This is a genomic window from Pseudomonadota bacterium, from assembly GCA_030860485.1.
Classification (GTDB): Bacteria; Pseudomonadota; Gammaproteobacteria; order JACCXJ01; family JACCXJ01; genus JACCXJ01.
In genome coordinates this window covers 1-19,738 of the sequence record JALZID010000229.1, presented here as the reverse complement: position 1 = coordinate 19,738, position 19,738 = coordinate 1, and the positions used below count along the sequence as shown (strand labels likewise).

Sequence of the window (19,738 nt, the reverse complement as noted above, 5' to 3'; positions counted from 1 at the left end):
AGGTACGGTAACGTGTAAGAAGATTTGTGATGAGCCGAGCCAACATCCTCAATACGCGCGATCGCGCAAAGACACCTCAGGATGTCTTCGCGCTCCTCGACGCGCTGGAAGGGCGTGCCGAGCTCTTTGCCACCCTCTCCGATCCGAATCATGGCTTCTACGCGGACGACGGCAAGTTCCGAAACGACTTCCCCCTGCTCAGCGTGGACCACCGGAGGGCAGCGCAAGAAGTTGGTCAAGTACATCTTCGCTCGGCTCTAGGAAGATGTATCCGGTCGGTCTTGCGACCCCGACACGGATTCGGTCACTATTGAGCATATCCTTCCCGAGAACCCGCTGGACGATTGGTCGCAGCACTTTCCGCGCGAACGATGGGAAGCGGCGGTCTATCGGCTCGGCAATCTCACATTGCTCGAATCGGCCGCGAACCGCCGAGTAGGCAACGCGACCTTTATCGAAAAGCTTAGCGCGTACAGCCAAAGCGCTTATACCCTGACGCGGAAGATTCCCGAGATCGCGCCGGAACAATGGACGCTCGAGCTCCTGGACGCACGCCAGCAGCACCTAGCAAAGCGCGCCGTACACCTGTGGCGGGCGGACTTTGCGTGATCCTGCCGGAGTGGGCAGTGAAGAAAAAACTATCGGAAATCGCCATCCCGTTAGGCGCTCAACAAGGCCTCGGCGCGGTAAAAGTCGATCCGACACAGGCATCCGAGCACGCTGCGCCTCTGGTGGGCGCGGCGGCCGTTGGCGGCCGCCAGAGCGGTGATCTTCGCGCAGATGGTGGACGACCCCTCGGCGCCTCCGATCCCGGGGGACGGCCAGCATCTGGTAGCGCCCATCGGGCGTGGGCGGCGGGGCCGTAGATACCGGCGATCAAGCACAACCGTCGTGAGGAATCCTTTCATACTGCGTTGCCCTCCGAGAATCACCTGTTGTCGATGGTTGGTCGGTGGAGCCACCCGGGCTGCCGCGTTGCAGCGCGCGAGTGCAACGCCGCGACATCATGGCATGCCGGGCTTGACCCCGACAATCCGTGAGTCAGGGCCGAGATAACGGGTTCGGACCATGGGCTCCGACAGCGGGCAGCCGGGCACGCGCGCTTTGCGAGCGGCGCGACGAGCCGCTACCATCCCGCCGTGGAGGCGTGCATGCACGAGACGATAAACGACGTGGTCCGCCGGGCCCTGCACGAGGACGTGGGCGGCGGCGATCTCACCGCGGCCCTGGTGCCGGAGGGTGCGTGCTCCGTGGCCCATGTCGTGAGCCGGGAACCGGCCGTCTTGTGCGGCACGCGCTGGTTCGACCACGTCTTCCAAACACTCGACCCCAGCGTCTGCATCGAATGGCGGGCCCGGGACGGGGACGAGATCGAGGCCGGACCGGCGTTGTGCCACCTGTCCGGACCCACGCGCGCCCTCTTGACCGGCGAGCGCACGGCCCTGAATTTCCTGCAAACGCTCTCGGGCACGGCGACCACTACGCGCCGCCACGCCCGCGCACTGGAAGGCACCGGCACGAAGCTCCTCGATACCCGCAAGACCCTCCCGGGCCTCCGCGCGGCGCAGAAACACGCGGTGCGCTGTGGCGGAGGGCACAACCATCGGCTCGGGCTCTACGATGGCATCCTCATCAAGGAGAACCACATCAGTGCCGCGGGCTCGATCGGAGCGGCCGTCGCGGCCGCGCGGTCGCTGTATCCCGGGACCCTCATCGAGGTCGAGGTCGAGACGCTGGCCGGGCTCGAGCAGGCGATCACCGCGGGTGCCGACATCGCCCTGCTCGATAACTTCCCGCTCGGCGATCTGCGCGAGGCCGCGGTGCGGAACGCCGGCCGGGTGCGCTTGGAGGCCTCCGGCGGCTATGACCTCGCCACGCTCCGGGAGACGGCCCTGACAGGGGTCGAGTACATCTCGGTTGGGGCGCTGACGAAGCATGTGCGGGCCATCGATCTCTCGCTCAGGTTCGCGAGCGAGCGGTGAAGCCGGATTCGAGCGAACCGCCCACGATGCGCGCCGTGATCCCCGTCACCTTGGCCGGGCTGCGCTCGGATCAGGCCCTGGCCTGGGTGTTCCCTGAGTACTCCCGCACCACGCTCAAGTCCTGGATCCTCGCGGGCCGGGTGCAGGTCGATGGGCGGTGCGTAGAGCCGCGGCACGTCGTCAGCGGCGGGGAGGCAGTCGAGGTGGCACCGCCACCCCCCTCCGCCACCTTATCTATCTTTGGCCGCGAGCACCCCGAGGCCATCCCCATCGAGGTCATCCACGAAGACCCCGAGATCCGGGTCGTGAACAAGCCGGCCGGCCTCGTCGTGCATCCGGGGGCTGGGAACCGCGACGGGACCTTGCTGAATGCGCTCCTGCACCTCGATCCCGGCCTCGCCGCACTGCCCCGGGCCGGGATCGTCCACCGGCTGGACAAGGACACCTCCGGCTTGCTGGCCATCGCCCGCAGCGCGCGAGCCTATCAAAGCCTGGTCGCCCAGCTCAAGGCCCGCCGGATCACCCGCGAGTACCAGGGGATCGTGAGCGGTGCCATGGTCGCGGGTGGCTCCGTCGAGGCTGCTATCGGGCGGCATCCGGTGCACCGGACACGGATGACGGTCGTGGAACGGGGCGGCAAGCCGGCCTTGACCCATTATCGCGTGATCCAGCGCTTTCGCTTGCACACCCACGTGCGGATCACCCTGGAGAGCGGGCGTACCCATCAGATCCGGGTCCACATGGCCCATGTGCACTACCCGCTGGTGGGCGATCCCGTGTACGGCGGTCGCGTACGCCTGCCGCGCGGGGCCGCTCCGGCCCTGATCCAGGCGCTCCGTGAATTCCCGCGACAGGCCCTGCACGCCGCCCGCTTGGCGCTGGGGCATCCGGCGACGGGAGCGACACTATCGTTTGCGGCGCCGCTGCCGGCCGACATGGAGGCGCTCATCGCGCTCTTGACGGAAGACGCGGAGCGAGCTGGGCCGGTCGATGCACGGCCCCGCGGATGAAAAAAACGGCGTGGCCGCGGGCGCGTTCGTGCTGCCCGAGTGGCCGGCGCGGGAGACCATAGGGGCGCTCACGACCACACGCCGGGGCGGGCATAGTCCGGGACCGTATGGCGGGTTCAATCTCGCCCTGCACGTCGGTGACGATCCCGAGGTCGTGCTGGCCAACCGCGGCGCGCTGGTATCCCGCCTCGGATTACCCCGATCGCCGCGCTGGCTCCACCAGGTACACGGCGCCCGGGTGATCGATGCCGCCGACGCCGGCGCCGATCCCGAGGCCGACGGGGCGTGGACCTCGGTCCCCGGTGTGGCCTGTGCGGTCCTGACCGCCGACTGCCTGCCGATCCTTCTATGCGACCGCGCCGGGACCCGGGTCGCCGCGCTCCACTGCGGCTGGCGCGGGATCGCGAAAGGCGTGATCGCCGCGGGGATCGCGGCGCTGGCCCATCCCCCGGACGGGCTCTTGGCCTGGCTGGGTCCAGCGATCGGGGCGGACCGTTACGAAGTCGATGGAGCGGTACGGGACGCCTTCACCGGTTCCAGCGCGGACCTCGCCGAGGCCTTTTCCCCGTCGCGGCCGGGGCACTGGCACCTGGACCTCTACCGGGCGGCGCGTTTGAGGCTCGGTACGTTGGGCGTGCGGGCCGTCTATGGGGGTGGGTACTGCACTCATGCAGAGCCCGATCGGTTCTACTCCCACCGCCGTGACGGCGTGACGGGGCGCATGGCGAGCCTCATCTGGGTCCGCCGGTGAGACGGGGAGGTTGGGACGAACACATGCTCATAGGGCTTCCTCCTCCTTCTCGACTTGAGCATCCAGGGTCAGCGGTAACGCCCGATCCTCGATGATCCCCGATCGTCCAGACCTGCGGAACGTTCGCTCACCCATGGCCTGCTGACGGCCCGGATCCTGGCGAGCCCGCACCACGTAGCCGAGCAGCGCACCACCGGCCGTGGATAGGGTCAGTAAACCGTCCGTCACGAACTGGGTCACCAACAGGATGCCACCCAGGCCCAGCAGCGCCGCGAAACCCAGACCCACCTTGAAGCTCGCCCCGGCCTGCACGCGGCGAATGGTCTTGAGGGTCTCGCGGTGAGTCTGTGCTATCAGCTTGCTCTTGTCTTTTTCCGATTGTACACGGATCTTTTCCCGCTCCCGGGCAAAATCGTCCTTCACGCGAGCGACGGCGTGGTGCCTGGTACCGCTGGCGATCGCCGCGAACCAAAGCGCGGCGAATATGCCGACCAGCAATGCGAACACGGCGAACGCACCCCAATGCTCCAAAAGCCCCGTCTGGAATGCCGCAATCGCCATCACGACGGCGGCGGCCTGCGCGAGCAGAATCCCCGCCAGGTATTTGAGAACCGTGATCAGGCTGAAGCGCTCCACCGTGACCTACCCGTCTAATCAATCGGCAGGGCCCTGATCGAGAAACACCGGTCGTCCTTCCTGAGCGCTCTCAGGTAGAGCCCTCCGGCGCGCTCCTCTGATTCTGATGTACCCGTACCACACCCCACCGGCCATGGACACCATGACCAAGAGCAAGATGATCCATATATATGCGGCGAGATACATGGCCACCAGGAGGCTGACGGCGAGGAACCCCCCCACGATGTAGAAGCGCCAGTCGACATAGACCCCTTGAAGAAAGAACGCGAACGCCAAGAGCAGGAAGACGACGAAACCTACCGACTCGTAGTGCAGGAGACCCACCCCCAGGAGCATGTAGGTTAACTGCACGGCCACCCACAACCCGATCCAATGGAATAGCTGCCTGCGCAGGTGCAGACTCCACTTCTCTCGGTCCGCTCGCACGAGCTGCCACTGCGCCAGGAGGCTGATGGCCCCGAAAACCGGGATCATGACCACCCAATAGAGATAGGCTGTGTGTGCCGAGACGCGCGTAAGGGCGATACCGATATAGGACAATCCGATCAACGCCCCGAGGACCACGGCATCATTGACGTACGGGAAGATATCGAGCTTGTCTTTGATGGTGGTGAGCTTAGCGGAGATCATCTCATTGAATGCCATGATTCAGTGTCCTCGCCGTACAACGGCCCCTCGGCCGGGATGAGTAGCGCGATGCTCGGCAATGGTCGCATGCCCGGGTTTCCTTTCTCGATTCAACCTACCGTGCCCCGCTGCCCGGGGGGTCTCCCCCTTCAAAAGTGGGTACCCAACACGTGTCGCTACCCATAAATATTACTATACGAAACTCAACGCTGTAAAGCAACCCGCGATGGGTAGGGAGGGGCCGCTGTGGTGTTGAGGCGATCCGACCGTGTGCATAGCAGCATCCCACGCCGCGGAAGATCAGGTAAAGATTACTCTTGCCCTTGTAGACCTTACAGCGAGTGCCGGGTTAAACGCTGCGCGCGAGGTTGTTACTAGCCGGCACAAGCGGCAGGCGAAGGAAATCGTTAGGACCGAGAAGACACTCCGAGACTGCGACACGGCGTTGAATATATTACCCTTCCCACGCGAGCGCTGCTTCACAGCCACTCGGACTGGCGCGCTAGTTGCTCACGTCGGTGTCAAAAAGGGGGAACCGCAATGGAAATCATCGGAACAATCGTCATAGCGCTGCTGGTCGGGATCGTCGCCAAACTGATTGATTCGTTTCTCGCGACTGTCCTTGGACAGACAAGTGAATCTGTTTCGACGCTGTCGAGCCTGCCGCGTCCATAGGCGCAATGATTGGCGCGATGATACCGCTCTTGCTCTACCGGCTGATTTCTGAAACGCACACGCACGAGCTTGAGGAGAGGATAAATGAACGAGCAGGTTAAAGAACTTTTGTATCAGATGTTGGAAACCGAGATGGGCGGCGTGCAGGTTTATACGACCGCTTTGCAGTGCGTGGTTAACAAGGACTTGAAGGAAGAATGGACAGACTACCTTGAACAGACGAAGCATCATATCGAAGTCGTTCGCGAGCTGTTTGAGAAGTTCGGTCTCGACCCGGAACACCAGACACCGGGACGCCAGGTCGTTCACCATCTCGGCGAAGGACTGGTGCAGGCAATGCAAGCGGCAAAAGAAAGCGGCAAGCGGGAAGCCGCCGAGCTTGTCGCGTGTGAGTGTGTGGTGCTCGCCGAAACCAAGGACCATCAAAACTGGGAACTGCTTTCGAAATGCGCTGAGAAAGCCAAAGGTGGCGAGCAAAAGGCGTTAACAGCGGCGTGCGAAGAGGTTGAAGATGAGGAAGACGAGCACATCTACCACAGCAAAGGCTGGTGCCGCGAATTGTGGATCCAGTCGCTCGGAATGCCCGCGGTCCTGCCGCCTCCCGAAGAAGAAAAAGACGTGAAAACCGCCATTGGCGCGGCGCGCGCGGAACAAGCGCGCGAGGATATGCTGTGACGATATCGCGCAATTCTGGCGTAACGGGCTCCTGGGCTTAGACGCAGCCCAGGGTTTATGAAGTTACCGAGGAGACACGTTCAATGGGTGCTAAAGACAAGTTGCAGGGCGAGGGCGATCGGGAATCTGCTCGTCGCTATGACGAGGCCACTAAGGCCTTCGTAGAATCAGGCAAAGTCGAAAAACAAGGAGAGACAACGGCGAAAATCTCTCCAGAAGAGGAGCGCGAGCTTGAAGAAGCTGAAAAGGCTGGCAAAGAGCGTGCGCAGGAGGAAGACCCGGCGGTGCGGCGCGACTACTCTAAGCCAGAATAGCTGCATATAGCGACTCGACAACCGCGTGATCGGCGGATGAGCCATGGCCGCCCGATTCCCGCTGGACGCACTCCAGGATCTGCGCGGATGCCCGGTCCCATCGGGGACGAGCTCTGCCTCGCCGGCAGCGAATATGAAAAGCGCCCGAAAAGCCGTGCTGCGGCAAATGATGGACTGGCGAGCGGCGATCATTGCCGGGATCATCGCGGGGATGGTGTATCTGGTGATTAACATGTGGCTGGCGAGCAAGTATCTCGGCAACGCTAATGTTCCACTACAGCTCTCGGCCGCGCTGGTAATGGGCAAGTCGGTTTTGCCTCCTGCAGAAGGCATTGCGTCAGGGACCTATCTCGCGGGGTTTCTGATCCATATGTCGGTGTCAGTCTTCTTCACCTGCGTCATCGCTTTCTGCCTGTATCGCTGGGGGATCTGGATCGGGATCCTGGGCGGGGCGCTCTTTGGCCTGGCGCTTTACAGCATTAGTTACTACGGCATCGCCGCATGGCTTCCGTGGTTGTCACCCATGCGCGGGTGGATCATGGGTGTGAGTCACCTTGTGTTCGGTGCCGTCGCGGGTGGCGTCTACGAGGCACTCGAGCGGGACCGTTTCACGCCCGTGCCGCACTGATCGGAGGACGACAGATGCGAGCCGTGCGGCTCATCATGATGCTCATCATAGCCGCACTCTCGGTGTTGTCGTACTGTACCGACCGCAGTGTCAATCCCATCACGGGCCGAAGAGCAGCACGTGGGGCTGACACCCGAGCAAGAAGTCGCAATGGGCGTGCAGGTAGCCCCCGAGATGGCGCGCCGCTTCGGTGGCGTTGACCGAGACGAGCGCTTGCGGCAGACCGTCAAGGCCGTTGGGGAGAAAATCGTCGCGCAGAGCATCGCCGCCCAGAGCGGCTACCCGTTTGATTTTCACGTCCTCGCCGATGATCAGACGGTGAACGCGTTCGCGCTCCCGGGCGGGCAGATCTTCATCACCGTCGCGCTCTTGGAGCGGCTCAAGACCGACGAGCGGCTGGCCGGGGTCTTGAGCCATGAGGTCGGGCACGTGATCGCGAGGCACTCTGCCGAACGCCTCGCCGAGGAGAAGCTTACCCAGGGGCTCACCGGTGCCGTCGTGATGGGCTCAGGCTCCTACGAGATGGCTCAGGTCGCGCAACTGGTTGGTGGCTTGATCCATATGAAATACGGGCGTGCAGACGAAATTGAGGCTGACAAGCTCGGCCTATGTCTGATGAACCAGGCGGGATATCGCCCCGCCGCGCTCGTCGATGTCATGCGGATCCTCGCGGAAGCAGGAGGCGGCTCACCGCTTCCCGAGTTCGCGAGCACCCACCCCCATCCGAAAAATCGCGCGAAAAAGATCCAAGCCTATATCGAGGATTTGAACGGGACGTGCGCCTTTGGCTTGGCACCACCGTCGCCCTAAGCGTGATACGTCGCGAATGGGGGTGGGTCGAGCGAGGGGGATTTCTGCGCCGCCAGGGTCTATGATTGTGCAATGAGCGAACGTTTCGATCCGCACGGTCGGCGCCTGCCGATTAAGCTCGATACGACCTCGAACGGCGAGTTCCTGCCGCGTCCACTCCCGCACAGCGTCCGGCTTGCCAAGGAGCTCGCCCACGAACAGGCGGGCGAGACGGCCCGGAGGCTCGGGATGTCCCGCAGGGCCTTCTTGAAGTCGCTGTCGGGCGCCGCCTTGACGCTCATGGCGATGAACGAGACGTACGCCCGGGCCGGATTGCGCGGCGGATATTTCAACGTGGGGCGCGAGGCGCCTTACGAGCCCGAGGCGGCGCGCGAGACGCTCGCGGGCCAGGAATTCATCTTCGACATCCAGTGCCATCACGTGAACCCCAAGGGCGCGTGGCGGCGCATCACCAACCAATGGACCTATATCCTGCGCGCCTTTCCCCAATCGGACTGTGGGGATGGCGCCATCGAGTGCTTCTCGGCCGAGCACTTCATCCGCGAGGTCTTCCTCGACAGCGACACCGATATGGCGGTGCTGTCGGCCGTGCCGGCCGCGCCCGAGGACAATCCGCTCTCGACCGCCGACGCCGCGGCGACGCACAAGCTCGTCGAGACCCTCGGTGAAAAACAACACCGTGGGGGCCACCGGCTCCTCATCCATGGCCTCGTCCACCCGAACCTCCCGGGGGCGATCGAGGACATGGCGCGGCAGAAAGAAGAGCACGGCGTCTCGGCCTGGAAGACCTATACCCAGTGGGGGCCGGAGGGCGTGGGCTACCGGCTCGATGACCCGAAGATCGGCATCCCCTTCATCGAGCGGGCGCGCGAGCTGGGGGTCAAGGTCATCTGCATCCACAAGGGGATCCCGCTCTTCAACCTCGACTATGACTACTCGACCTGCCGCGACATCGGCGTGGTCGCGCGCCGCTACCCGGATGTGAGCTTCATCGTCTACCACTCGGGTTTCGAGCCCGATCGCCGCGAGGGCCCTTATGACCCTGCCCAGGCCCAGGGGGGCGTCGATTCCCTGATCAAGTCCCTGCAAGACAACGAGGTGCCGCCCAACGGCAACGTCTACGCCGAGCTTGGCACCACCTGGCGCCGGTTGATGGCAGAGCCCGAGCAGGCCGCCCACGTGCTCGGCAAGCTCTTCAGGCACGTGGGCGAGAACAACGTGCTGTGGGGGACCGATTCCATCTGGTACGGCAGCCCCCAGGACCAGATCCAGGCCTTCCGAGCGTTCCAGATCGCCGAGGCGTACCGGGCGAAATACGGTTATCCCGAGATCACCCCGGCGCTCAGGGCCAAGGTCTTCGGCTTGAATGCGGCCGTGCCCTATCGGGTACCGCAAGAGGCACAACGGAAGCGCCGCACCGAAGACCCCATCGGCGAGGTCAAGGCGAGCTATGCACAAGACCCGGAGCCGAGCTTCGCGACCGCTGGGCCCAAGACCCGCGCGGAGTTTTTGCGCCTTTACGGGCTGTCCGGGGGCAGACCGTGAAGCCCGGGATCGGATTAAATTAGATCAGTTGGCCCTCGGGGACCTCGCTTGATGCGAATGAGCGCCGAGATATCCTCCTCGCCGTGCCCCTCGTCCATGAGCCGCGCATAGTCGCCTAAGGTCATCTCGACCACGGGCAACCCCATCCCACCGGCTGCCGCCGCCATCTCCCGGCAGATCAGGAGGTCCTTATGGTGCAAGGCGACCTTGAAGCCGGGGACGAAGCGGCCCTCCAGCATGCTCTGGCCGCGGTGGCTCAGGAACCAGTTGGCCGCCGCACCCTGGCTCACGACCTCGATGACCTTGTCCATGGAAAGTCCCATGGTGTCCCCGAAGGCCAGGGCCTCGGTCACCGCCTCGGCGATACCGGCCGCCATGATCTGATTGACCGCCTTGGTGGCCTGACCGCTGCCCGAGGGTCCCATGTGGACGATGGTGGCGGCCATCGCGGACAGCGGCCCGCGCACGCGTTCGAGGACCTCGGCCTCACCCCCCACCATCATTGCCAGCCGGCCGGTGCGCGCCCCTTCGGCACCCCCCGACACCGGGCAGTCGAGGAAATGCGCGCCGCGTTCGGCCAGGCGCCGCGACCAGGCGCGCGCCGTGTCGGCGCCGACCGTCGAGGTATCGCACACCACGGTGCCGGGCATGACCCCGGGCAGGAGCGCCTCGACCACCGCGGCGAGATCGGCATCTCGCGACACCGAGGTCACGATGCACTCGGCCGCGCGGGCGAGCGTGGCCGGCTCATCGGCGACGGCCACCCCGAGCTCGCCGGCCAACGCCGCTGCGCGCTCGCGGGTGCGGTTCCAGACGATCGAGAGCCAACCGGCCGCGTGTAGGTTACGGGCCATGCCCATGCCCATGGCCCCGAGTCCGATGAAGCCGACCCTAGGTGCCTTCATGCACCGCGCTGCCGGCAATGTTCGGCGATCACCTGGGCGATGCAGCAGGTGAGCTTCTTGGCCGTCGGGATGTGCAGGAACTCGTTGGGGCCATGGGCGTTGGAACCGGGCCCCAGGACCCCGGTGACCAGGAACTGAGCCCCGGGGTAGCGGGACGCGAGCATGGCCATGAAGGGGATGGAGCCGCCCTCCCCCATGTACACGGCGGGACGTCCGAAGTAGCGCTCGGAGGCACCGGCGACTGAGTCGGCGAGCCAGGGCTCGAGCGCCGGGGCGTTCCAGCCGCTCGCGGCCCAGTCCGGGCGGAAACACACGCTCGCGGCATACGGCGGGTCCGACTCGCACAGGTCTTTGAGGCAGCGAGCGGCCTTTTCGGCATCGCAGGTCGGGGGCAGGCGCACCGAGAGCTTGAGTGTGGTATAGGGCCGTTGCACGTTACCCGCGTTCTCGGCCGGTGGTAGTCCTTCGGCGCCGACCACGGACAGTGCCGGCCGCCAGGTGCGGTTCAGAATCAGCCCCAAGGGGTCGTCGCTGATCGGTCGGGTGCGGCCCGCGAGCGGGAACTTCGTGTACACCGCGCGCCCCAGGATCTCGGCGGCCAGCCGTGCCTCTCTGCGTCGCTCGGCGGGGATCTCGGCATGGAGCTCCGGCGGCAGGATGGCACCGGTCGCCGCGTCCTCCAGGCGGCCGAGGAGCCGGCGGATGACCCGAAAGCTCGACGGCACGATGCCGCTCGCATCGCCCGAGTGTACCCCTTCGCTCAGCACCTCGACGCGCAGGGTGCCGCCCGCCAATCCCCGGAGCGAGGTCGTACACCACATCTGCTCGTAGTTGCCGCAGCCCGAGTCGAGGCAGATGATCAACTCCGGCTCCCCGATGCGCGGCGCGAGGGCCTCCATATAAAAGGGGAGATCGAAGCTCCCGCTCTCCTCGCAGGCCTCGATGATGACCACACAGCGGGCGTGCGGCACGCCATCGTGATGGAGCGCCGCGATGGCGCTCAAGGCCGCGAACATCGCGTAACCGTCGTCCGCCCCGCCCCGGCCATAGAGCCGATCGCCCTCCATGACCGGGAGCCACGGACCGAGATCGGGGCGCCACCCGCTCATCTCCGGCTGTTTGTCGAGGTGGCCGTAGAGCAGCACCGGCGCAGCAGCCCCGCTATCCAAACCCGGGAGTCCGATGCCCGGTATGTCTATGCCAGGTATATCTATGAAAATGAGCGGCGTGCGGCCCGCGAGCCGCACCACCTCGATACCGAGACCCGGGATGGGTTGTGTCTCGGCAAAGGCCACAAAGCGCGCCACCACCTCATCCATGTACCCGTGCGCCTGCCATTCGGGATCGAAGGCCGGGGACTTGTTGGGAATGCGGATGTACTCGACGAGCGCGGGGAGGATAGATCGATCCCAGACCCCCTCGACATAGTCCCAGGCTCGCGCACTGATCATGTTCGCCCCAGTAATTAATGCTCGCGCAGGCGGGGCATGAGCTCCACCAGGTTGCAGGGCCGCGTCCGGAGGTCGAGTTGGTGCTGGATCAAGGCGTCCCAGGCGGTCGCACAGGCCCCGGCGGCCCCCGGCACGCAGAAGATATAGGTACCGTTCGAGACGCCTGCGATGGCCCGCGACTGAATGGTCGAGCCGCCGATGTCCTCGTAGGAGATCACCCGGAAGATCTCACCGAATCCCTCGAGCTCCTTGTCGAAGAGCGGGCGCACGGCCTCCGGCGTGCCGTCGCGGCCGGTGACCCCGGTGCCCCCCGTCGTGATGACCACATGGACCGCTTCCTCGGCGCACCAACGCGCGACCACGGCCCGCACCCGGTAGACATCGTCGGGGACGATCGCCTTCTCATAGAGCCTGTGACCCGCCGCCTCCAGCCGCTCGGCGAGCAAGCGACCGGACTTATCGGTCTCTTCGGTGCGGCTGTCGGAGACCGTGAGCACCGCGATGTTGAGCGCCAGGAAACCGCGCCCACCGGCACGGCCTTCCGGGGCACCCTCCGGCTCGCCCTCGTTGTGAACGATTGGATCCGCCATATTCCCCTCCCCTCATAACCCGATAGCGTTCGACTCGGATGCCTGGTCGATTACTATGGCTTGCTTGCTATGGGAAATGTAGCAGACAACGACCCCGACTCGAAAGAGACATGCACCAAGCGACCGACACGAACCCGATACGCCTGGACAAGTGGCTGTGGGCCGCGCGCTTCTTCAAGACCCGAGCGCTGGCGAACGCCGCCATCAAGGGCGGCAAGGTCGAGGTCAACGGCCACAAGCCCAAGCCCGCGATCCACATCCGGCCCGGCGACGATGTGGCGATCCAACGCGGCCCCTTCGAGTACCGGGTGACGGTGGAACGGGCCATCACGAGGCGCGGACCGCCCGAGGAGGCCGCGGCCCTGTACACGGAAGCCCCGGAAAGCGCCGCGCGCCGCGCCGCCCTGGCGGTGGACCTCAAGGCGGCAGCGGCCCTGCACCCCCAAGCGCTCGGACGGCCAAGCAAACGCGACCGCCGCCGCATCATCCGCTTCACCTGCGGACCGGGATCGTAGGGGCGTCAACAAACGATCACCCGCGCCGATAGCCCGCGCCGGGAAACACAGGACCGGAGGCCGACGCGCGGCCGCCGTGGGAGACCCCCTATGGACCTCAAACGGATCGTCCTCTATGGGACGCTCGCCGCTCATGCCGGTGTGGCCGCGGCTCGAGAGCTCTCGGTGATCGCGCTCTTCAGGGACAAGGCCCTGGTCGAGATCGACGGACGAGAGCGGCTGCTGACCGCGGGCACCGGCAGCCCCGAGGGTATTCTCCTCCTCGTGTCCGCCGACAGCAACGAGGCCGTCATCGAGATCGACGGCCGGCGACAGATCTACCGTCTCGGGCAGCACATCGCCTCCCGGTTCAAGACCGCCAGGGCCCAGGCGACCATACGCATCTGGCCCGATCCCACCGGAATGTATGCCGCGCCGGGCAGCATCAACGGGGTGCCGGTGCAGTTCCTGATCGACACCGGGGCCACCCAGGTGGCCATGAACAAGAACGAGGCGCGTCGCCTCGGGATCGACTACGCGCACACCGGCATCGAGGCGGCCGTCCACACGGCATCGGGCATCACGCGCTCCTACCAAATCACGCTCCGGGAGGTTCGGGTCGGCGACATCGTGCTCGCCGCGGTCCCGGCCTCTATCATCGACGGAGACTTCCCCAAACAATTACTCCTCGGAAACTCCTTCCTGAGCCGCATCGAAATGCGCCGCGACGGCGAGATGATGGAGTTGCGCAAGAAGTAGGTGTCGAGACTTACGGTCCCTTGCGCCCCCTGTTCCAGTACACCTCGGAGCCACCGTGCTCGCGCGCCAAGGCCCGCGCCATCACGAACAAGAGGTCCGAGAGCCGGTTCAGGTAAACCACGAGCGCCGGGTTGACGGTCTCGGCCGCGGCCAGCGCCACGACCCGGCGTTCGGCGCGGCGACACACCGTGCGCGCGATGTGGCACAGGGCCGCCGGCTCGTTCCCGCCGGGGAGGATGAACTCCCTTAGCGGTGGGAGCCCGGCGTTGATGCCATCGAGCACCGCTTCGAGGCCGTGCACGTGCGCCTCCTGGATCACGCGGGCGCCGGGGATGCTGAGCTCGCCGCCAAGGTCGAAGAGATCGTGCTGGATCGCGCAAAGCGCCGTCCGCAGCCGCTCGGGGACGTCGCGGGTCAGTAGCAGGCCGACGAAGCTGTTGACTTCATCGACCTCGCCCATGGCCTCGACCCGGAGGCTGTTCTTGACGATCCGCGACCCGTCGCCGAGGCCGGTCTCGCCCCGATCGCCGGTGCGGGTGTAGATCTTCGAGAGGCGGTGTCCCATGGATCCCCCATTGTCCAAATTCCAGTGGTGGGCACTATACGAACGGCCCCCAGCCTGAAGCAATACCAGTGGAGATCAGTATCGGACCTGTTATCGGCGAGCGGCATGGTCACGATCACCGTGAACCCCGAGCTCGGCCCTCCTTGCCTCCCTTTCGTTAGGCATCGGTGCCGTTAATCGAGCGGTAATCGAGCTTGGCCAAGCCTGGCTCCTTTTCCGCTTTTCCCCTCAGCTGTCACGTTCCCTCCCGTAGGTCGTTTAACTGGCGCTTCACGCTCCCCCTGAATTTCCTCTCCTGCCAGCTGCTCCTGGGGCAGGCGAGACGCAGGGACTTCATCTTTGCTAATGCGCGACCCATAGTGATGCGCAGAAAGGTAGGTAAATTCTGCACCTAGCAGGAAAATCTGAGCTGAGTAGTACATCCAGATAAGGAGAATGACTACTGCCCCGGCGGCTCCGTAAGAGGAGGCAACAGCGCTTTTGCCGAGGTACAGACCAATCAAGAATTTTCCTAAGGTGAACAGGAATGCTGTTGCAATCGCGCCGATCCATACGTCATCCCATTGGATTTTCAGATTGGGAAGGATCTTATAGATCATCGCAAATAGAACTGTAACAACCCCAAAAGATATGAGGAAGTTGATGAGGTGAAGCAACCATTCCGTCCCCTCGAATATGCCTCCCCAGTACTTTCCGAGTGCAGCAAGCGCCGCATGCAAAACAAGGGCGACCAAGAGCAGGAAGGCGAATGCGAGGACCATACCGAATGTGAGCAATCGGGCTCGGATGAAATTTATTATTCCAGCTCCCACTCTAGGTGGCGCTTTCCAAATCCGATCCAGATCATCTTGTAGCTCCACGAAAACACCCGATGCACCGACGAGTAAAGTAACTAGCCCAACTATCGTCGCAACAATGCCGGTTCCCGTTTTGCCGGCGTTCTCAATCAGCTCATTAATTGCCCTGCCGCCTTCGTCGCCAATTAAACTCTGCAGTTGCTCTACAATAGCTCCCCGTGCTGCTTCCTCGCCAAAGACGAGGCCAGCGATCCCAATCACGATGACCAGGAGCGGTGCGAGCGAAAACACGGTGTAATAGGAAAGGGCCGCTCCCATGCTGGGTGCCCGATCCTCACTCCAACGCGAAATAGATTCTTTGACTAAACCCCATATTTGCCCCGGTTTTATTCGCACGGCAGTACCCCCGAAATAGACTGACCCGCCTGCACTTTCACCCAAGAAAACAAAGACGATTTGCACAATAAAGACGTCGAATCATTTTATTGTGCAAATCGCCTTCCTTAGTATCCTGATCAACGGCTAGCGAAAGGATAGGACGTTCAACCTGGTTTTGCAACTGGTCTGTTACACCGGACCGGCCGGATCGGTGATTGGGTGGCTTGCGTGGCGGCGGGAAGGGCGTTTGGGCTTATCCCCGGCCGGGTTGGGGCTGGCTGTCGCGGCTCTCGCTAGGGTGACGCAAAGGCGAGCACCCGGGCGCCAGGACGCGAGCCCACCTTGTGCCGGTCAAGTGAGCTTGGCTGGCAGGATAGTTTGGAGTGGAGCGGCGCCTACCAGCTCACCCGCTGGTCAAACTCATACTCGGGTAGAGGTCCACTCACGGCGAACGTATCGCCTTCGCGTACCGAAGTCCTCCTCCCCTTCCGGTCCGTGGCCCCGATGCGGACCGCCGGAGAGCGCATGCAGCTCGTCGAGGTCAAGGCGGTGGAGGGGGACTAACCCCTGCGCGGCCGGCTGGCCGTTGGCACGAACCCCTTGACAGCCATCGGGAGCCCTGCGCAGGCGGTCACCACGGCACGGACGGGAGCATGAGGCGCGAGCACGCCACGATACCGATGGCGATGTCGGCGCGGGGGGGGGCGGGACCAAGGCCGCCTGCCGGTCGAGGGCTCCACGGGTGCGAGGGAGAGCGCCGTATGCCCGAGCGGCCCTGGTTTGGGGAGCGAGTAGACCACCCTTACCTGTCCACGCCAGGCGTTGCATCCTCCGCGCGCCCGCGGGCTTGAATGAAATGTAAGACCGTTCAGTTATCTCCCTGTAAACAATCGTAGGATGTGCCGACGTAAGGAGGCGCATCAGTCGCGGGACATCGCTCGGCAGATGCGCATCGTACCTCAGCGCATCCCGTCGCCCTCTACCCGACTATCTGGAGCGCATCAGCCAACGCTTGGGGGACTTCGAGTCGGAAAAATCGGTGGACGGCGTACCCATAATCTTCCCCACTCTCGTCAACGACACGAACGTACCCGTGTGAGGCTGCCTGCTCATCCGGAATCACTCGGTAGAGTTTCCCTACCTCCAGCGACGCTTTACACGCCGCATTATTGATGCAAACTGCGAAGTGAGATGCTTTTGTTGTCTTCCTTTTCATGGCTAAACCAGCAAGGGGAATTTGATCTTGACTTCTTTCCGTCCGATGCCGTGGGCTTCGTACCAGTGAAGCTCTGCGGTATGCACGGTACCATCGGTTAAGCACACGGTAGCCAATCCTTTCAATCTTTCTCCAGTGACCTCGGCCATAGTGTTTCCGTAAACGGGCGCGATCGTCAATTTCCCTCTCGCGATGAGTTCAATGTTTCGGATCCCGTCGCTGGGAGAGGCGCGTCATGGACGGCCATCGGGGGTCCTGCGCAGGCGGTCACCGCGGCACGGAGGGGAGCATGAGGGGCGAGCACGCCGTGATACCGATGGCGATGTCGGCGCAGAGGCGGGACCGAGGCCGCTAGCTAGCCGGTCGAGGAACGCGAAACGTCGGAAAGCCAGGCCCAGGGATGGGCCTGCCTGGCGCGCGAAGGATGCAACGACAGGAGGTCGCCGGCCAGTACAGGGATGTACCAAACTCCACGGGTGCGAGTGAGAGCGCCGTTTGCCCGAGCGGCACCCCTGCCTGGTTCCGCCGGCGATATCGATGACGACATCCCGTTTTAGGGGGTGGCGCGGTTTAGGCGTGCGCCGTAACCGGCCAGCCGCGAACGACGTATAACGCCACGATTCAGCGGCGCGCGTTAGCGCGTCCGCTGCAAGCGTTTGTTAGCCGGCGGTTCAACAATTTGTCCCTCGACAAACTTGTGCAGGACGCTCGAAACAAGTGTTTGATACGGCATGCCTTCAGCCAAGGCGCGCTTCTGAAGCGCCCGTAAATCCTTCGAGGATATACGGATGTTGATGCGGCTGTTCTTCGTGAAGGTCGCCTCGGCAACTTTGCGATGATGCGCCAACTCACGAGACCGATTCTTCACTGGTTTCAGCTTACCCCTCTCGAATGCCTCGAGAATCTCTTTCTCTTCTGGATCAAGTTTGCTCATCGGATTCACCAACGTACTGTTTGGACGCCTTGCGGCTCGGAATGATCGTCTTCAGAAAGATCTCGTTCTCAGATTCAACGAACGGCACTAAGTACGCGTAACCTTCGATCACAACCACAGAAATTTTCTGCCGGGGATAGGTCTCCTGGTTCGGATGCTCGAAGAGATCCACCTCGTCGCCCGCTTCAATGTGGAACACCACATCCTCGAACGAAATGCCGCGCTCATGTTTCAGCCACTCGTTTTTCTCGGGATTCCACCCATAATGCTTCATCCGTGAAGCATAGCACGATGTGTGCTGTATGTACTCAGACGGCTAATGAGCCGCATAACCGGCTGCCAACGAAGCGCTGCGTGGTGGGCAGTCCGAGTCGATGCGATGGTCAGGCGGTGTTGGCGGGCAATGCTGCGCTCTTGCCCTCCCTGGCTTTCGAAGAGACGACAGGATAGGCCTTCTCCGATGCGAACGCATAGGGAGGAGGCGTGGCGATGCTGCCGGATCTCGTGCGGAAGTAGGCCCATAAGCTTCCGGCTCGACCCCCGCTGTGACTCACCCCTGCCTGGTTCGCCCATTGTCCAATCTCGAGTGGTCGGGCACTATACGGACGGCCCCCGGCCGGACAATACCGGTCGGGATCGATGGCGGTTCGACGCGGCCATCCATTCACAGACTCCCAGCCATGCCAGCCCTCCAGCACTCGTTCAAGACCTTGAGGCGCGAATGGCGCTCGGGTGAGCTCCGGCTCATCGCGGCGGCGCTCGTCGTCGCGGTCGCGGCCGTGACCGCCGTGACGCTCTTCACCGATCGGGTGCGCCAGGCCATGGTGCTGCGCGCCAACACCTTGCTCGCGGCCGATCTAGCCCTCGATTCGTCGTTTCCCATCCCCGAGCCTTACCTCGAGGAGGCCCGGCGCCTGGGGCTCGAGCCGGCACAGACGCTATCGTTTCGCAGCATGCTGGTGGTCGGAGAGGACATGCAGCTCGTCGAGGTCAAGGCGGTGGACCGGTCCTATCCCCTGCGCGGCCGGCTGGCCGTGGGCAGAGACCCCTTCGCCGCCCCCGTGCCGACCGATGACGTGCCCGAGCCGGGCACGGCCTGGCCGGATGCACAGCTCGTCCAGGTCTTGAAGCTCGCCCCCGGGCAGGGGATCACCCTGGGAGACGCGACCTTGGCCGTCGGCCCGGTGCTCCTTTACGAGCCGGACCGGGGTGGAGAGAGCTTCCATATCGCCCCGAGGCTGCTCATGAACGGCGCGGATGTCCCGGCCACCGGGCTCATCGCGCCGGGGAGCCGGGTGAGTTATCGGCTGCTCGTGGCCGGCGAGTCAAACGCCATCGCCGGCTACCGCAGCTTCGTCGAAGCACGGGCCAACGAGGCGGTCAAGCTGGTGAGCGTGCGCGAGGCCCGGCCGGCGCTGCGCGTGACGCTCGAGCGCGGCGAGCAGTATCTGAGGCTCACGGCGCTCGCGAGCCTGTTCCTCGCCGGCATCGCGATCGCCATGGCCGCGCGCCGCTTCGCGACCCGGCACCTGGACCACTGCGCGATCCTGCGCACCCTCGGCGCGACCCAGGGCTTTATCCTGCGGGTTTATACCCTGTGCCTCTTGTGGCTCGGGCTCTTGACCAGCGCGCTCGGCTGCCTCGTGGGCGCTGGTGCCCAGTTCGTGCTCGCCCGCCTCCTGACCGGCCTCGTCGAGGGGGATCTGCCGGCCCCGTCCTGGATACCGCTCGCCATCGGCACGGTCACGGGACTCACCGCGCTCATCGGTTTCGCCCTGCCGCCGATCGCGCAACTCCGGCACACCCCGCCCGCGCGCGTCTTGCGGCGCGACCTCGGTAGCGGTCATCCCCCCGCCCACCTCATCTACGTCGCGGCCATCGCCACCCTCCTGGTGCTCACGAGCTGGCACGCGCAGGAGCTGTGGCTCACGCTCTACGTGGTCGGCGGGAGCTTCGCGACCACGGCGGCCTTGGCCCTGTGTGGCTGGCTCCTGGT

Annotated in this window: 23 protein-coding genes and 2 pseudogenes; 14 read left to right on the top strand and 11 right to left on the bottom strand. The window is 64.1% G+C overall.

What is annotated here, in order from left to right; genetic code table 11:
- The first annotated feature begins 29 nt into the window (after window positions 1–29).
- From M3461_14095 to pgeF, 6 genes and pseudogenes are all read left to right on the top strand, one after another.
- Window positions 30–314: a hypothetical protein gene (locus M3461_14095; GenBank protein MDQ3775392.1), complete on the top strand. Its 285-nt coding sequence runs from the start codon at window positions 30–32 to the stop codon at window positions 312–314.
- Between the two features lie 22 nt (window positions 315–336).
- The gene (locus M3461_14090; GenBank protein ID MDQ3775391.1) at window positions 337–609 is read left to right on the top strand and encodes an HNH endonuclease family protein; all 273 of its coding nucleotides are present in this window, start codon (window positions 337–339) and stop codon (window positions 607–609) included.
- Between the two features lie 17 nt (window positions 610–626).
- A pseudogene (locus M3461_14085) lies at window positions 627–801 on the top strand (DUF1156 domain-containing protein).
- Window positions 802–1,151: 350 nt separating this feature from the next.
- Window positions 1,152–1,982: a carboxylating nicotinate-nucleotide diphosphorylase gene (gene nadC, locus M3461_14080; protein ID MDQ3775390.1), complete on the top strand. Its 831-nt coding sequence runs from the start codon at window positions 1,152–1,154 to the stop codon at window positions 1,980–1,982.
- A 26-nt stretch (window positions 1,983–2,008) separates the two neighbouring features.
- Window positions 2,009–2,992, top strand: coding sequence for a 23S rRNA pseudouridine(1911/1915/1917) synthase RluD (rluD, locus tag M3461_14075; protein MDQ3775389.1), 984 nt, complete (start codon window positions 2,009–2,011; stop codon window positions 2,990–2,992).
- Window positions 2,973–3,743 (top strand): peptidoglycan editing factor PgeF, encoded by a 771-nt coding sequence (pgeF, locus tag M3461_14070; protein ID MDQ3775388.1) that lies wholly within the window; start codon window positions 2,973–2,975, stop codon window positions 3,741–3,743. The genes rluD and pgeF overlap by 20 nt, the downstream gene beginning before the upstream one ends.
- A gap of 27 nt (window positions 3,744–3,770) precedes the next feature.
- Here pgeF and M3461_14065 read toward each other — a convergent pair whose 3' ends face one another.
- Window positions 3,771–4,379 carry a hypothetical protein gene (locus tag M3461_14065; GenBank protein ID MDQ3775387.1) on the bottom strand — a complete coding sequence of 203 codons (609 nt, stop codon included), beginning with the start codon at window positions 4,377–4,379 and terminating at the stop codon, window positions 3,771–3,773.
- 18 nt (window positions 4,380–4,397) lie between these two features.
- Window positions 4,398–5,024: a hypothetical protein gene (locus M3461_14060; protein MDQ3775386.1), complete on the bottom strand. Its 627-nt coding sequence runs from the start codon at window positions 5,022–5,024 to the stop codon at window positions 4,398–4,400.
- A 741-nt stretch (window positions 5,025–5,765) separates the two neighbouring features.
- On the opposite strand from M3461_14060, the gene M3461_14055 reads away from it, so the two are divergent.
- From M3461_14055 to M3461_14035, 5 genes are all read left to right on the top strand, one after another.
- Window positions 5,766–6,356 (top strand): hypothetical protein, encoded by a 591-nt coding sequence (locus M3461_14055; protein ID MDQ3775385.1) that lies wholly within the window; start codon window positions 5,766–5,768, stop codon window positions 6,354–6,356.
- 83 nt (window positions 6,357–6,439) lie between these two features.
- Window positions 6,440–6,670, top strand: coding sequence for a hypothetical protein (locus M3461_14050; GenBank protein MDQ3775384.1), 231 nt, complete (start codon window positions 6,440–6,442; stop codon window positions 6,668–6,670).
- 133 nt (window positions 6,671–6,803) lie between these two features.
- The gene (locus M3461_14045; protein MDQ3775383.1) at window positions 6,804–7,298 is read left to right on the top strand and encodes a DUF4407 domain-containing protein; all 495 of its coding nucleotides are present in this window, start codon (window positions 6,804–6,806) and stop codon (window positions 7,296–7,298) included.
- A 120-nt stretch (window positions 7,299–7,418) separates the two neighbouring features.
- Window positions 7,419–8,108, top strand: coding sequence for a M48 family metallopeptidase (locus tag M3461_14040; protein ID MDQ3775382.1), 690 nt, complete (start codon window positions 7,419–7,421; stop codon window positions 8,106–8,108).
- Between the two features lie 72 nt (window positions 8,109–8,180).
- Window positions 8,181–9,653: an amidohydrolase gene (locus tag M3461_14035; GenBank protein ID MDQ3775381.1), complete on the top strand. Its 1,473-nt coding sequence runs from the start codon at window positions 8,181–8,183 to the stop codon at window positions 9,651–9,653.
- Window positions 9,654–9,667: 14 nt separating this feature from the next.
- Here the strand turns inward: M3461_14035 and M3461_14030 are convergent, their stop codons facing one another.
- From M3461_14030 to moaB, 3 genes are read right to left on the bottom strand one after another with little or no spacing between them, the layout of a single operon-like run.
- The gene (locus tag M3461_14030) at window positions 9,668–10,558 is read right to left on the bottom strand and encodes an NAD(P)-dependent oxidoreductase (GenBank protein ID MDQ3775380.1); all 891 of its coding nucleotides are present in this window, start codon (window positions 10,556–10,558) and stop codon (window positions 9,668–9,670) included.
- Window positions 10,555–12,009 carry a M20 family metallopeptidase gene (locus M3461_14025; GenBank protein ID MDQ3775379.1) on the bottom strand — a complete coding sequence of 485 codons (1,455 nt, stop codon included), beginning with the start codon at window positions 12,007–12,009 and terminating at the stop codon, window positions 10,555–10,557. The genes M3461_14030 and M3461_14025 overlap by 4 nt, the downstream gene beginning before the upstream one ends.
- Window positions 12,010–12,023: 14 nt before the next feature.
- A complete protein-coding gene (gene moaB, locus M3461_14020) occupies window positions 12,024–12,599 on the bottom strand; it encodes a molybdenum cofactor biosynthesis protein B (GenBank protein MDQ3775378.1) in 576 nt (191 codons plus the stop codon).
- Window positions 12,600–12,709: 110 nt separating this feature from the next.
- Between moaB and M3461_14015 the strand changes: the two genes are divergently transcribed.
- The gene (locus M3461_14015; GenBank protein ID MDQ3775377.1) at window positions 12,710–13,114 is read left to right on the top strand and encodes a S4 domain-containing protein; all 405 of its coding nucleotides are present in this window, start codon (window positions 12,710–12,712) and stop codon (window positions 13,112–13,114) included.
- Between the two features lie 90 nt (window positions 13,115–13,204).
- Window positions 13,205–13,852 carry a retroviral-like aspartic protease family protein gene (locus M3461_14010; GenBank protein MDQ3775376.1) on the top strand — a complete coding sequence of 216 codons (648 nt, stop codon included), beginning with the start codon at window positions 13,205–13,207 and terminating at the stop codon, window positions 13,850–13,852.
- Window positions 13,853–13,862: 10 nt separating this feature from the next.
- On the opposite strand, the gene M3461_14005 is transcribed toward M3461_14010, so the two are convergent.
- The 6 genes and pseudogenes from M3461_14005 to M3461_13980 form a co-directional block, all read right to left on the bottom strand.
- Window positions 13,863–14,417 carry a cob(I)yrinic acid a,c-diamide adenosyltransferase gene (locus M3461_14005; GenBank protein ID MDQ3775375.1) on the bottom strand — a complete coding sequence of 185 codons (555 nt, stop codon included), beginning with the start codon at window positions 14,415–14,417 and terminating at the stop codon, window positions 13,863–13,865.
- A 173-nt stretch (window positions 14,418–14,590) separates the two neighbouring features.
- The gene (locus tag M3461_14000) at window positions 14,591–15,532 is read right to left on the bottom strand and encodes a YihY/virulence factor BrkB family protein (protein ID MDQ3775374.1); all 942 of its coding nucleotides are present in this window, start codon (window positions 15,530–15,532) and stop codon (window positions 14,591–14,593) included.
- A gap of 1,039 nt (window positions 15,533–16,571) precedes the next feature.
- Window positions 16,572–16,808, bottom strand: a complete 237-nt coding sequence (locus M3461_13995) for a hypothetical protein (protein MDQ3775373.1) — start codon at window positions 16,806–16,808, stop codon at window positions 16,572–16,574.
- Between the two features lie 2 nt (window positions 16,809–16,810).
- Window positions 16,811–17,020: pseudogene (locus M3461_13990) on the bottom strand (hypothetical protein).
- Window positions 17,021–17,442: 422 nt separating this feature from the next.
- Entirely contained in the window at window positions 17,443–17,742 is a 300-nt protein-coding gene (locus tag M3461_13985) for an antitoxin (GenBank protein MDQ3775372.1), read from the bottom strand.
- On the bottom strand, window positions 17,729–18,016 hold the full coding sequence (locus tag M3461_13980) for a BrnT family toxin (GenBank protein ID MDQ3775371.1): 288 nt from the start codon (window positions 18,014–18,016) through the stop codon (window positions 17,729–17,731). The genes M3461_13985 and M3461_13980 overlap by 14 nt, the downstream gene beginning before the upstream one ends.
- 406 nt (window positions 18,017–18,422) lie before the next feature.
- On the opposite strand from M3461_13980, the gene M3461_13975 reads away from it, so the two are divergent.
- A partial coding sequence (locus M3461_13975) for an ABC transporter permease (GenBank protein MDQ3775370.1) occupies window positions 18,423–19,738 on the top strand: 1,316 nt, incomplete at its 3' end.